Here is a 13752-nt window from a genome sequence, read left to right as displayed (position 1 = left end):
GTTTTTCCTATTGAAGACATTTGACCATTTGACCGTTGTCGGTCTGCGCGAGTGGGTGGCGCTTCCGGATTTGGGAGTCGCGGGCCTTCGGGCGAAAATCGACACCGGGGCCAGTACCTCCAGCCTGCATGCGACCGACATCGAGCCGTTCGAGCGCGACGGCGAGAAGTGGGTGCGTTTCACCGCGCACCTCGGCACGGTGGTGCAATTGCGTCACCGCCGCTGCGAGGCACCTCTGGTCACCCGTAAAACCATCAAAAGCTCCAACGGCCATGCCCAGGAGCGCTATGTGATCAGCACCACTCTGGCCTTGGGTGATCGGGTCTGGCCGATCGAATTCACCCTCGCCTGCCGCAAATCCATGCGCTATCGCCTGTTGCTCGGTTCCAAAGCCCTGATCGATGGCCATCTGGTCGTCAATCCGGGCATCAAGTATGTACAAGACAAGCCGGTGTTCCCGGTATCTACCTCCTCCACAGGTGTTGCATGAAGATCGCTGTGCTGTCGCGGAACCCGCGTCTGTATTCCACCCGCCGTCTGGTCGAAGCCGGAACCGAGCGCGGGCATGAAATGGTAGTGATCGACACCCTGCGCGCCTACATGAACATCGCCAGCCACAAGCCGCAGATCCACTATCGCGGCAAACCGCTGGAAGGCTTCGACGCGGTGATTCCACGGATCGGCGCGTCGGTGACGTTTTATGGTTGCGCGGTGTTGCGCCAGTTCGAAATGATGGGGGTGTTCCCGCTCAACGAGTCGGTAGCAATTGCCCGTTCGCGGGACAAACTGCGCTCGTTGCAGTTGCTGTCGCGGCGCGGTATCGGTTTGCCGGTCACCGGGTTTGCGCACTCACCGGATGACATTCCCGACCTGATCGACATGGTCAACGGCGCGCCACTGGTGATCAAAGTGCTCGAAGGCACCCAGGGCATCGGTGTGGTGTTGTGCGAAACCGCGACCGCCGCTGAGTCGGTGATCGAGGCGTTCATGGGCCTGAAGCAGAACATCATGGTTCAGGAATACATCAAGGAAGCGGGCGGCGCGGATATTCGTTGCTTCGTCGTCGGCGACAAAGTCATCGCCGCCATGAAGCGTCAGGCCAAACCGGGTGAATTCCGCTCCAATCTGCATCGTGGCGGCAGCGCCAGCCTGATCAAGATCACCCCGGAAGAACGCATGACTGCATTGCGTGCGGCGAAGGTCATGGGGTTGTCTGTGGCGGGTGTGGATATCCTGCGCTCCAATCACGGGCCGCTGGTGATGGAAGTGAATTCGTCACCGGGGCTGGAAGGGATCGAGACCACAACAGGCAAGAACGTGGCGGGGATCATCATTGAGCATCTGGAAAAGAATGGCGGGCCGAATATGACCCGGACCAAAGGCAAGGGCTAAAGCCAGCTTCTAGCGGCAAGCTTCAAGCGACAAGTAAAGTCGCTTTTGCTTGCTGCTTGCTGCTTGAAACTCGCCGCTGCTTCTATACGGCGTCTCGCGGCAACATCAACCCCAGCGGCAACCTTACCCGCGCCTCCAGCCCGCCTCCGGCCCGATTGCGCAGCTCGACATTGCCGCCGTGCATCGAAGCAATCCGCTTCACGATTGCCAACCCCAGCCCGGTGCCCTTGCCACCGCGCGCACGATCGCCTCGGGTGAACGGGTTGAAAATCGCCTCAAGCTCCGACGGATCAATCCCCGCGCCACGGTCCATCACGCTCAGCACCACATATGGAGCGCTGACGTCACCGGACACATAAGCCGCGACTTCGACGTTACCGCCTGCATGGTTCAAAGCGTTGCCAATCAGGTTGTTGAGCAGGCGCTTCATGGAGACCCGACGCAGCGGAAACGGCTGGATCGGTTCCAGGCGCAAGCGCACTTTCTCTTCGTTCTGGTTGTACGGCGCCGCGACCTCGCGCACCAGATCGCTGAGATCCACCTCTTCCACCGACTCGTCGCGACCATCACGAATAAACGCGAGGAACTGGTCGAGGATCGCGTCCATGTCTTCGATGTCGCGCACCATGTCATCGGTCAGGTCATTGCGGTCGCCCATCAATTCCAGCGACAGCCGTAAACGGGTCAACGGCGTGCGCAAGTCGTGGGAAACCCCGGCCAGCATTAACTCACGCTCGCGCCCGGCCTGTTCGACGTCTTCAGCCATTTGGTTAAAGGCGCGATAGACCTCAGTCATTTCGCTCGGCGTATCGCTGATCGGCAAGCGCACGCTGCGGCCCTGACCGAGTTGTCGGGCGGCATAGACCAATCGTTTCAACGGCTGATTGAGCTGACTGACGAAGATCCACGCCGAGGCAGTCGAGAGCAAACCGATGGCGAGGAACCAGCCGAGCACGTTCCAGATTTTCTGGCCGCGCAACGGGTGTGGATACAACGGCACCTTCAGCCAGCCATCACCGAGGCTCGGCGCACGGACCCACAACGCCGGCGGCGAGTGCATGCGCAAGCGCACTTCGGTGTCGGCACCCAGCTCCGCCTGCATTTGCCGCTGGTAGATTTCGCTGTACGGCCAATGCTGTTCGCCTTCCGGCACACCGGCGCCAACCACCCGGATCAGGGTCGCGGCATCAGCGATCTTCGCGCGATTTTCTTCGTCGGCAGCCCAATAGGCGCGTAGCGTCAGGGCGACGCCGTGGCTGTATTGGCGATCCACCAGCACGTCTTCGTTCATCAACAGATAAACCAGGGTCAGCGCCTTGGAAAACAGCACGACGATGAGCACCAGCCAGAGGGTGCGGGAGAAAAAACTTTGGGGAAACCAGACGGGGGTCTTCATGAATAACCGCTACACACTTGCAGGAGCGAGCAATGCTCGCATATTGCGGATTGCGAGTCTGCGGGCCGGGTCATTCAACCCGGGCCCGACAGACCCGCTCCTACAAATCGCCGATCACTTGGTGGCGGCGCCATCCGGTACGAACACGTAGCCCACGCCCCAGACAGTCTGGATGTAGCGCGGCTTGGATGGATCAGGCTCGATCATCCGGCGCAGACGGGAAATCTGCACGTCGATGGAACGCTCGAGGGCATCCCACTCGCGGCCACGGGCCAGGTTCATCAACTTGTCACGGGTCAGTGGCTGACGCGCGTTCATCACCAGAGCCTTGAGTACCGCAAACTCACCGGTGGTGAGCATGTGCACTTCGTCACCGCGCTTGAGTTCGCGGGTGGCCAGCGACAATACGTAATCACCGAAGGTGACGTTTTCGTCTTCGCTGCCCGGTGCGCCCGGCACCGGTGCGGCCTGACGACGCAACACCGCTTTGACCCGCGCCATCAGCTCGTCCGGGTTGAACGGCTTGGCCAGATAATCGTCGGCGCCCAGTTCCAGGCCCTTGATGCGGCTGATCTCATCGCCTTTGGCGGTGAGCATGATGATCGGGATCTGATTGTTCGCCGCACGCAAACGGCGGCAAGCGGTCAGGCCGTCTTCGCCCGGCAGCATCAGGTCGAGGACGACCAGATTGAACACTTCACGCGACAACAGACGATCCATCTGCTCGGTGTTCGGTACGGTACGGGCGCGGTAGCCCTTGCTGACGAAAAACCGTTCCAGCAGGCTGCTCAGCCCCGGATCGTCGTCAACGATGAGAATTTTTTCGCCTTCAGCAGTTTGTGCAGTGCTGCTCATTGGATGCTCCTTTTAGCTCGGCGCGCATTATGGCGTAGCTGTCGTTATACGCACCGTGTGCATTGTTAGCAGATTTTTCCTTCACTGCCAGAAAACCGGGGTTTATGCCTACAGACTGCATCGCCCCCGAATGACAGAACGCTGGTTATAATGCGCGGCGTTTTGTGCCAGGCAACGTCTGAATCGTTACCGCAGGTGGCCGGGATTTTTTCCAGGCCTGCGCAGTAATTGTTCGATTTAACGGGTCAATGGTCTGCCTTTCGACCCAGGCAGCGGCAATTTTCTAGCCGCTCAATCAGACTCCGGGCCTTTATTTCCGTGCCTGGGAGCCTGCTTTCACACTATGTCAGGTGGTTTTATGGACAGCATCAACAGCCGCATTGCCGAGGAACTCGGCGTACGCCCACAACAGGTCGAAGCGGCCGTCGCGCTACTCGATGAAGGCTCAACCGTTCCCTTCATCGCCCGTTACCGGAAAGAAGTCACCGGCAGCCTCGATGACACTCAGTTGCGTCATCTGGAAGAGCGCCTGCGCTACCTGCGAGAACTCGACGAACGGCGCATCAGCATCCTCGCCAGCATCGAAGAGCAAGGCAAACTCACCCCTGCCCTCGAGCGCGATATCAAACTTGCCGACACCAAGACCCGCCTCGAAGACTTGTACCTGCCGTACAAGCAGAAGCGCCGCACCAAGGGCCAGATCGCCCTGGAAGCCGGCCTCGGCGACCTGGCCGACGGCCTGTTCAACGACCCGAATCTGGCCCCGGAAACCGAGGCTGCACGTTTCGTCGACGCCGAAAAAGGCGTGGCCGATGTGAAAGCTGCGCTGGAAGGCGCGAAATACATCCTCATGGAACGTTTCGCAGAAGACGCCAGCCTGCTGGAAAAACTGCGCAACTACCTGAAACAGGAAGCCACCCTCAGTGCCCGCGTTATCGCTGGCAAAGAAGAGGAAGGCGCCAAGTTCCGCGACTACTTCGAACACGACGAACCACTGAAAAGCATGCCGTCGCACCGCGCGCTGGCGATTTTTCGTGGCCGCAACGAAGGCATCCTCAGCTCTGCGCTGAAAGTCGGCGACGAACTGCCGGGCACCATGCACCCGTGCGAAGGCATGATCGGCCAGCAATTCAACATCCAGAACCAGAACCGCCCGGCGGACAAATGGCTCGGCGAAGTGGTGCGCTGGACGTGGAAGGTCAAGCTCTACACGCACCTGGAAACCGACCTGCTCGGCGAACTGCGTGACGGCGCCGAAACCGAGGCGATCAACGTGTTCGCCCACAACCTGCATGATTTGTTGCTGGCCGCTCCGGCTGGCCCGCGTGCCACCCTGGGCCTCGACCCGGGCCTGCGTACCGGCTGCAAGGTTGCCGTGGTCGATTCCACCGGCAAACTGCTCGATCACGCCACGGTTTACCCGCACGTGCCGCACAACAAGTGGGATCAGACCATCGCGATTCTGGCCGCCCTGTGCGCCAAGCACTCGGTAGACCTGATCGCCATCGGCAACGGCACCGCCAGCCGCGAAACCGACAAACTGGCGATCGAGCTGATCAAAAAATATCCAGCGATGAAGATGACCAAGGTCATGGTGTCCGAGGCCGGCGCATCGGTGTACTCGGCATCGGAACTGGCGGCCAAGGAATTCCCGGACCTGGACGTGTCGATCCGTGGCGCGGTATCGATTGCCCGCCGCCTGCAGGATCCACTGGCAGAACTGGTCAAAATCGACCCGAAATCCATCGGTGTCGGCCAGTACCAGCACGACGTTTCGCAACTGAAACTGGCGCGCGGTCTGGATGCCGTGGTCGAGGATTGCGTGAACGCCGTCGGCGTTGATGTGAACACCGCTTCGGTGGCGCTGCTGGCCCGTATCTCCGGCCTCAACTCGACGCTGGCGCAGAACATCGTGACTCACCGCGATGAGCACGGCGCGTTCAAAACCCGTGCAGCGCTGAAGAAAGTCGCGCGTCTGGGTGAAAAAACCTTCGAACAGGCTGCCGGTTTCTTGCGCGTGATGAACGGCGACAACCCGCTGGATTCGTCGGCTGTGCACCCGGAAGCCTATCCGCTGGTGCAGCGTATTGCCGCTGAAACCGACCGCGACATCCGCTCGCTGATCGGTGATGCAAGCTTCCTCAAGCGTCTGGATCCGAAGAAGTTCACCGACGAGACGTTCGGTCTGCCAACCGTGACCGACATCATCCAGGAACTGGAAAAACCGGGCCGCGACCCGCGTCCTGAGTTCAAGACCGCTGAGTTCCAGGAAGGCGTCGAAGACCTCAAGGATCTGCAACTGGGGATGATCCTTGAAGGCGTCGTCACCAACGTGACCGCGTTCGGTGCCTTCGTCGACATCGGCGTGCATCAGGACGGTCTCGTGCACATCTCGGCGCTGTCGGAGAAATTCATCAAGGATCCGCGTGAAGCGGTGAAGGCCGGTGACGTGGTGAAAGTGAAGGTCATGGAAGTCGACATCCCGCGCAAACGCGTTGGCCTGTCGATGCGCATGGGCGACACCCCGGGCGAGAAAATCGACGGTGCCCGTGGCTCGCGTCCGGGCTCGGCGCAGCGCCAGCCTTCGAACAACGCGCCACGCAAGGAAACCGCAACCGCAGCGCCAGTGAACAATGCGATGGCCTCGCTGTTCGCTAACGCCAAGCAGTTGAAAAAACGCTGATGGACATTCCAGCCGGGCTCGTCGAGAGCGCGTTTTTCAAGCTGTTGGGCTGCCGCCTGCACAGCCTGGAAACCGGGGTGGCGCAGGTCGCCCTGGTGCTGGAACCCGAACTGCGCAATCGCGGTGGCAAATTGCACGGTGGCGCGCTGTTCAGTCTGGTCGATATCGCCATGGGTCTGGCCTGTTCCAGCACCCACGGTTTCGATCAGCAGAGCGCGACCATCGAGTGCAAGATCAACTATATCCGCGCCGTTTCCGACGGCGAGGTCATGTGCACGGCGCGGGTCATCCACCCGGGCCGCCGCACGTTGGTGGTCGAAGCCGACGTGATGCAGGGCGACAAACTGGTCGCAAAAGCACAAGGCACGTTCGCTGTCCTGTAGCTTGTGGTCATCAATTTGAGTTAATTTCGGCGCAACGAACCTTGTGGGAGCGAGCTTGCTCGCGAAGGCGGTGTGTCAGGCAACCGAAATGTTGACTGATAAACCCTCCTCGCGAGCAAGCTCGCTCCCACAGGGATTGAGCAGTTCCTGACTGACCGGCAAATGGCCTGCCGCTACAAAACCAGGCGATAACGCCAGTTTCAACTTCACCCTTGTAGACCGTCCTGCCCACCCCCATATTGGGGCGACTGACGCGTGAAGGAATCCAAATTGAGCGAACTTCTCAACCGCCGCCTGGCTCTGCTCGGCGAGCGCGCTAACCTCTCTCTGCTCGAGCAGTGCCTGCACGGTATCGAACGTGAATGCCTGCGCGTGACCAGCGAAGGTCGCCTGGCGCAAACGCCGCACCCCGAAGCCTTGGGTTCCGCGCTGACCAACGAACAGATCACCACCGACTACTCCGAGTCGCTGCTGGAATTCATCACGCCCGCCCTGCCCGATCCGGCTGATACCCTGGCGAGCCTGGACAAGATTCACCGTTTTGCCTACAGCAAACTCGGCAACGAGTACCTGTGGAGTCCATCGATGCCGTGCCCGTTGCCGGCCGAGGAAGACATCCCGATTGCCTATTACGGCACCTCCAACATCGGTCAGCTCAAGTACGTCTATCGCAAGGGCCTGGCCCTGCGGTACGGCAAGACCATGCAGTGCATCGCCGGAATTCACTACAACTTTTCCCTGCCGGAAAAGCTTTGGCCGTTGTTGCGCGAAACCGAAGGTTTTGTCGGCACGGATCGCGATTTCCAGTCGGTCTCCTACATCGCGCTGATCCGCAACTTCCGTCGCTACAGTTGGCTGCTGATGTACCTGTTCGGTGCTTCGCCAGCGCTGGACGCCGGTTTCCTCCGCGGTCGTTCGCATCAACTGGAACAGCTCGACCCCGACACTTTGTATCTGCCCTACGCGACCAGCCTGCGCATGAGCGACCTCGGTTACCAGAGCAACGCCCAGGCCGGTCTGACGCCGTGCTACAACGATCTGTCGAGCTACACCGACAGCCTGCGCAAAGCCGTGGCCACGCCATATGCGCCGTACGTTGAAGTCGGCACGCACAAGGATGGCGAGTGGGTTCAGTTGAACACCAACATCCTGCAGATCGAAAACGAGTACTACTCCAACATCCGCCCGAAACGCGTGACCTACACCGGCGAGCGGCCGATTCAGGCACTGGTGGCGCGTGGCATTCAGTACGTCGAAGTGCGTTGTCTGGACATCAACCCGTTCCTGCCGATGGGCATCGACCTGACCGAATCGCGTTTCCTCGATGCGTTCCTGCTGTACTGCGCGCTGAACGACAGCCCGTTGCTGACCAACAATTCGTGCGGCAACGCGACGTCGAACTTCCTCAGCGTGGTCAAGGAAGGTCGTCGTCCGGGCCTGCAATTGCAGCGTGACGGTGAGTCGGTCGAGATGAAGACGTGGGCAGCCGAACTGCTGGAGCAAATCGCGCCACTGGCCGCGTTGCTGGATCAGAGCCATGGCGGCGATGCGCACAGCAAGGCGCTGGATACGCAACTGGCCAAGGTCAGCGACCCGTCCCTGACGCCATCCGCGCAGGTGCTGGCAGCGATGGCTGAGCACAAGGAAAGCTTTGCGCAGTTCTCGTTGCGTCAGAGCCAGGCGCACGCCGAGTTTTTCCGCAGCGAGCCATTGGCAGCGGAAGAGCAAGCGAAGTTTGAAGAGCTGGCGCGTACGTCGCTGGCCGCGCAGGCTGAGCTGGAGCAGAACGAGGTGGGTGATTTCGATGTGTTTGTCGGGTCGTATCAGGCGAGTATTCTGGCAATCAGTAATTAAACGCTGTCGGTAAAAAGATCGCAGCCTGCGGCAGCTCCAACATGGGAAAGAGATTTCCTGTAGGAGCTGCCGCAGGCTGCGATCTTTTGCTTTGCTTAGATTGATCGTTCCCACGCTCCACGTGGTAACGCCTCAAGGGACGCTCCGCGTCCAGATGACGCGGAGCGTCACCGGCTGCATTCCCACGCAGAGCGTGGGAACAATCTCCACCCTCCAATTCCACAGAGCCTTAGAGTTTTCCGCTCATAAGCTCATTCTAAAAAGTTATTTATTTACTGATTCTTAGATCATTTAGTCTCCTTTCACGCCGACGCTCGGTCGCCTGATTTGGAGCTTTCAATGAAACTGAATTTCCCGCTTCGCCTGCTGGCCGTAGCCTCTCTGGCTGCCGCGAGTTTTCTGGCTCAGGCCGCCGACCTCACCGTCGCCTACCAAACCACCGTTGACCCGGCGAAAGTCGCTCAGGCCGACGGCGCTTACGAGAAAGCCACCAAAGCCGATATCGCCTGGCGCAAGTTCGATAACGGCGCCGACATCATTGCCGCCATCGCCTCCGGTGATGTGCAGATCGGCTACCTGGGTTCGAGTCCGCTGACCGCTGCGATCACCCGCAAAGTCCCGGTTGAAACCTTCCTCATCGCCACTCAGATTGGCGCCGCCGAAGCACTGGTCGCTCGCGACGGTTCCGGGATCAAGACTCCGCAGGATCTGATCGGCAAGAAAATCGCCGTGCCATTCGTCTCGACCGGTCACTACAGCCTGCTCGCCGCGCTGAAGCACTGGAACATCGATCCATCGAAAGTCACCGTGCTCAACCTCGCGCCGCCAGCGATCATTGCCGCGTGGAAACGCGGTGACATCGACGCCACTTACGTTTGGGATCCGGCACTCGGTGTGGCCAAGGAAAACGGCAAAGTGCTGATCACTTCCGGCGAGCTGGCCAAGTTTGGCGCGCCGACTTTCGATGCGTGGATCGTGCGCAAAGACTTCGCCGAGAAGCACCCGGAAATCGTCACCGCATTCGCCAAGGTCACCCTCGACGCCTACGCCGACTACCGCAAAGACCCGAAAGCCTGGCTCGCCGATCAATCCAACGTTGATAAACTGGTGAAACTCTCCGGCGCCAAGGCCAGCGACATTCCGCTGCTGCTGCAAGGCAACGTCTACCCACTCGCGGCTGATCAGGTCGTCACCCTCGGCGCACCGACCACCAAAGCCATCACCGACACCGCCGCGTTCCTCAAGGAGCAAGGCAAGGTCGAAGCGGTTCTGCCGGACTACGCGCCGTACGTCAGCGCCAAATTCATCACCAACTGATCGGGAGTTAACTGCGATGGCCTTGCTACAGCTGGAGCGCATCAGCGCACAGTACCCGGGCAGCCCCGAGCCGGTGCTGGCGGATATTTCTCTGACCCTGGGGCCTCAGCAATTGCTGGTCGCCCTCGGCCCGTCCGGCAGTGGCAAGACATCGCTGTTGAACCTGATTGCCGGTTTCGTCGAACCGAGCGCCGGGCGCATCACCCTCGACGGCGTGCCGGTCAACGGCCCGAGCGCCGAGCGCGGCGTGGTGTTCCAGGACGACGCGTTGTTGCCTTGGCAGGATGTGTTGGCCAACGTCGCGTTCGGTCTGGAGCTGGCCGGTGTCGCCAGGGACAAACGCGAAAAGATTGCCCGTGAAATGCTCGCGTTGGTTGATCTTTCCGGTTTCGAAAGCCGCCGTATCTGGCAACTCTCCGGTGGCCAGAAACAACGCGTCGGCCTCGCCCGCGCCCTTGCCGCTGACCCGCGCGTCTTGCTGATGGACGAACCCTTCGGCGCCCTCGATGCGTTCACCCGCGAACAGATGCAGGAGTTGTTGCTGCAAGTCTGGCAACGCACGGCCAAGCCGGTTTTCCTGATTACCCACGACATTGAAGAAGCGGTGTTCCTCGCCACTGACCTTATTCTGCTCGCGCCGAATCCGGGGCAGATTGTCGAGCGTCTGCACTTGGATTTCGGTCAGCGTTACGCCGCCGGTGAGTCCGCCCGCGCGATCAAATCCGATCCGCGCTTTATCGAAACCCGCGAGCACGTGCTGAGCAAAGTTTTCTCGCAACGCAGCGCCGCACAACGGCAGGAGCGCGCATGAGCAGTTACGACGTTTCCTCGGCTGCGGTAAAACCGGTCACCGCTTCGGCGGTCATTCCCGTACGCCGCAGCCTCAGCACGCGCTGGATCAGCCTGCTGACCTTGTTTGCCTTGTTGGCGATCTGGTGGGCGGTGACCGCCACCGGTTTGATCGAACCGCTGTTCCTGCCGCCACCGTCCGCCGTGCTGCAAAAAGGCTGGTTGTTGGCGACCACGGGGTACATGGATTCGACGTTATGGCAGCACCTTGGTGCGAGCCTGAGCCGCATCGGTCTGGGCCTCGGTTTTGCGATTCTGACCGCTGTGCCGGTGGGCATTGCCATCGGCGCCAACCGCATCGCCCGTGGCGTGCTCGATCCGCTGATCGAGTTCTACCGCCCGATTCCGCCGCTGGCCTATCTGCCGCTGATCGTGATCTGGTGCGGTATCGGCGAGTTGTCGAAAGTGCTGCTGATTTATCTGGCGATCTTCGCGCCGATTGCCATTGCTACGGCCACTGGTGTGCGCACGGTTGATCCAGCGAAATTGCGCGCGGCGCAGTCGCTGGGCGCGACTCGCATGCAGCTGATTCGCCATGTGATTTTGCCGAGCGCGTTGCCGGACATTCTCACGGGTGTGCGTATTGGTCTGGGTGTCGGTTGGTCGACCTTGGTCGCCGCCGAGCTCATCGCGGCCACCAGCGGTTTGGGCTTTATGGTGCAGTCGGCCGCGCAGTTTCTGGTCACCGATGTGGTGGTGCTGGGGATTCTGGTCATCGCCCTGATCGCCTTCGCCATGGAAATGGGCCTGCGCGCCCTGCAGCGCAAACTGGTGCCATGGCACGGCCAGGCCCACTGATTGTTTCAGCACTGACTACCCCGACACATCGGGGCCCAAGAATTGAAGAGAAAGACCATGAGCAGCCTGAACATCACCCCACTAAGCTCAGCCCTCGGCGCACAGATCAGTGGCGTCGACATCAGCCAGCCGTTGACCCTGGAACACCGCGATGCCATCGAGCAGGCGCTGCTCAAATACCAGGTGCTGTTCTTCCGCAACCAACCCATCGAGCCGCCGCAACAAGCACGTTTCGCCGCGTACTTCGGTGACCTGCACATTCACCCGATCTATCCGAACGTGCCGGAACAACCGGAAGTCTTGATCCTCGACACCGCCGTCACCGACGTGCGCGACAACGCGATCTGGCACACCGACGTGACCTTCCTGCCGACGCCGGCGATGGGCGCGGTGCTCAGCGCCAAGTTGCTCCCGGAGTTTGGTGGCGACACCTTGTGGGCCAGCGGGATCGCTGCGTATGAAGCGCTGTCAGCGCCGATGAAAGGTTTACTCGAAGGGCTGACCGCGACTCACGATTTCACTCGTTCGTTTCCGCTGGAACGCTACGGCAATACGCCTGAAGCGCTGGCGCAGTGGGAAGAAGCACGCCGCAAGAATCCACCGCTGTCGCACCCGGTGATTCGTACGCACCCGGTCAGCGGGCGACGCTCGTTGTTCGTCAACGAGGGCTTCACGTCGAAGCTCAATGAGCTGTCGGACACCGAGAGCGAAGCGATTCTGAAGTTTCTGTTCGCCCATGCGACACGGCCGGAATTCACCATTCGCTGGCGCTGGCAGCAGGACGACATTGCGTTCTGGGATAACCGCGTGACCCAGCATTACGCGGTGGACGATTACCGCCCGGCGCGGCGGGTGATGCAGCGGGCTACGGTGTTGGGGGATGTGCCGTTTTTTTAGGATCAAAAGATCGCAGCCTGCGGCAGCTCCTACCTTGATCGTTCCCACGCTCTGCGTGGGAATGCCGCCCGGGACGCTCTGCGTCCCATCTAAAGCCGAACGCGGAGCGTCCGTGGATGCATTCCCACGCGGAGCGTGGGAACGATCAGCGGGCTGGGGTGAGGGTCGCTTATTCTGCCGTCGAAGGCTTCTCCCAAAGATTGATCCCGCCCTCCTGGGCAAACCGGTCAATCTCCGCCAGCTCTTCAGCGCTGAAACTCAGATTCTTCAACGCCCCAACGTTCTCGATAATCTGCTCCGGCCGGCTCGCGCCGATCAACGCCGAGGTCACCCGAGGATCCCGCAGCGTCCACGCCAGTGCCAATTGCGCCAGGCTCTGGCCACGACGCTTGGCGATCTCGTTCAACGCCCGCACATGAGCGATGTTGGCCTCGGACAAGTGCGAAGCCTGCAGCGAACCACCGCCCGGACGATTGACCCGCGCATCCGCCGGCACGCCGTTGAGGTATTTGTCGGTGAGCAGACCTTGCGCCAGCGGCGTGAAAGCGATCACGCCCGTGCCGAGTTCGTCAGTGGTATCGAGCAGATCCTTTTCCACCCAGCGATTGAGCAGGTTGTACGCCGGTTGATGGATCAGCAGCGGCACTTTCCACTCTTTCAACAACGCAGCAATCTCACGGGTTTTCACCCCGGAATACGACGAGATGCCGATATACAACGCCTTGCCCTGTTGCACCGCAGTGGCAAGTGCGCTGGCGGTTTCTTCCAGTGGGGTGTCCGGGTCGAAGCGGTGCGAATAGAAGATATCCACATAGTCCAGACCCAGGCGTTGCAGGCTCTGGTCGAGGCTAGCCAGCACGTATTTGCGCGAACCGCCGCCTTGGCCGTACGGGCCGGGCCACATGTCCCAACCGGCCTTGCTGGAAATGATCAGTTCATCGCGATACTGCTTGAAGTCTTCGCGCAGCAGACGACCGAAATTGGTCTCGGCGCTGCCGTACGGCGGGCCGTAGTTGTTGGCCAGGTCGAAGTGGTTGATGCCCAGGTCGAACGCGGTGCGCAGCAGGGAGCGCTGGGTGTCGATCGGCGTGCTGTCACCGAAGTTGTGCCACAGGCCCAGCGACAGCGCCGGCAGCACCAGGCCGCTGCGCCCGACGCGGCGGTAAGGGATGGAGTCATAGCGGTTTTCGGCAGCGGTGTAAGTCATCGAGTCCTCTCTTGTCTGTCTTGAAATGGGTGTCGACTGCTTCGCGAGCAAGCTCGCTCCCATATTGGATGGCTGTCTGCTGAAGGATGCAGACCTTCACTTGGAATGCACTCCCCTGTGG

At 60.5% G+C, this 13752-nt stretch carries 12 protein-coding genes; 9 read left to right on the top strand and 3 right to left on the bottom strand.

Annotation, left to right across the window (positions count from 1 at the left end):
• Positions 1 to 28: 28 nt before the first annotated feature.
• Positions 29 to 490 (top strand): ATP-dependent zinc protease family protein, encoded by a 462-nt coding sequence (locus ACQ4OE_RS00640; RefSeq protein WP_175555634.1) that lies wholly within the window; start codon positions 29 to 31, stop codon positions 488 to 490.
• The gene (rimK, locus tag ACQ4OE_RS00635; RefSeq protein ID WP_007952690.1) at positions 487 to 1392 is read left to right on the top strand and encodes a 30S ribosomal protein S6--L-glutamate ligase; all 906 of its coding nucleotides are present in this window, start codon (positions 487 to 489) and stop codon (positions 1390 to 1392) included. The genes ACQ4OE_RS00640 and rimK overlap by 4 nt, the downstream gene beginning before the upstream one ends.
• Positions 1393 to 1474: 82 nt before the next feature.
• Here rimK and ACQ4OE_RS00630 read toward each other — a convergent pair whose 3' ends face one another.
• Complete coding sequence (locus tag ACQ4OE_RS00630; protein ID WP_122594031.1) at positions 1475 to 2788, bottom strand: ATP-binding protein; 1314 nt, start codon at positions 2786 to 2788, stop codon at positions 1475 to 1477.
• A 114-nt stretch (positions 2789 to 2902) separates the two neighbouring features.
• On the bottom strand, positions 2903 to 3643 hold the full coding sequence (gene ompR / locus ACQ4OE_RS00625) for an osmolarity response regulator transcription factor OmpR (RefSeq protein WP_008080479.1): 741 nt from the start codon (positions 3641 to 3643) through the stop codon (positions 2903 to 2905).
• 358 nt (positions 3644 to 4001) lie between these two features.
• Here ompR and ACQ4OE_RS00620 point away from each other — a divergent pair, with 358 nt between their 5' ends.
• The 7 genes from ACQ4OE_RS00620 (at position 4002) to tauD (ending at position 12424) form a co-directional block, all read left to right on the top strand.
• Entirely contained in the window at positions 4002 to 6326 is a 2325-nt protein-coding gene (locus ACQ4OE_RS00620) for a Tex family protein (RefSeq protein WP_430945314.1), read from the top strand.
• On the top strand, positions 6326 to 6709 hold the full coding sequence (locus ACQ4OE_RS00615) for a PaaI family thioesterase (protein WP_158955248.1): 384 nt from the start codon (positions 6326 to 6328) through the stop codon (positions 6707 to 6709). The genes ACQ4OE_RS00620 and ACQ4OE_RS00615 overlap by 1 nt, the downstream gene beginning before the upstream one ends.
• A gap of 270 nt (positions 6710 to 6979) precedes the next feature.
• Positions 6980 to 8563, top strand: a complete 1584-nt coding sequence (gene gshA / locus ACQ4OE_RS00610) for a glutamate--cysteine ligase (RefSeq protein WP_430945313.1) — start codon at positions 6980 to 6982, stop codon at positions 8561 to 8563.
• A gap of 339 nt (positions 8564 to 8902) precedes the next feature.
• Positions 8903 to 9880 carry a taurine ABC transporter substrate-binding protein gene (tauA, locus tag ACQ4OE_RS00605; RefSeq protein ID WP_122594035.1) on the top strand — a complete coding sequence of 326 codons (978 nt, stop codon included), beginning with the start codon at positions 8903 to 8905 and terminating at the stop codon, positions 9878 to 9880.
• A 16-nt stretch (positions 9881 to 9896) separates the two neighbouring features.
• Entirely contained in the window at positions 9897 to 10691 is a 795-nt protein-coding gene (tauB, locus tag ACQ4OE_RS00600; RefSeq protein ID WP_430945312.1) for a taurine ABC transporter ATP-binding subunit, read from the top strand.
• On the top strand, positions 10688 to 11527 hold the full coding sequence (gene tauC, locus ACQ4OE_RS00595) for a taurine ABC transporter permease TauC (RefSeq protein ID WP_430945311.1): 840 nt from the start codon (positions 10688 to 10690) through the stop codon (positions 11525 to 11527). Before tauB ends, tauC begins: the two co-directional genes overlap by 4 nt.
• Positions 11528 to 11584: 57 nt before the next feature.
• A complete protein-coding gene (gene tauD / locus ACQ4OE_RS00590; protein WP_430945310.1) occupies positions 11585 to 12424 on the top strand; it encodes a taurine dioxygenase in 840 nt (279 codons plus the stop codon).
• A gap of 169 nt (positions 12425 to 12593) precedes the next feature.
• On the opposite strand, the gene mgrA is transcribed toward tauD, so the two are convergent.
• Complete coding sequence (gene mgrA, locus ACQ4OE_RS00585) at positions 12594 to 13631, bottom strand: L-glyceraldehyde 3-phosphate reductase (RefSeq protein WP_210710032.1); 1038 nt, start codon at positions 13629 to 13631, stop codon at positions 12594 to 12596.
• Positions 13632 to 13752 lie beyond the last annotated feature (121 nt).

This window comes from Pseudomonas sp. WC2 (assembly GCF_050586545.1).
GTDB lineage: Bacteria > Pseudomonadota > Gammaproteobacteria > Pseudomonadales > Pseudomonadaceae > Aquipseudomonas.
Note: the sequence above shows the minus strand (reverse complement) of the source record. Positions and strands in the feature narration are given on the sequence as shown.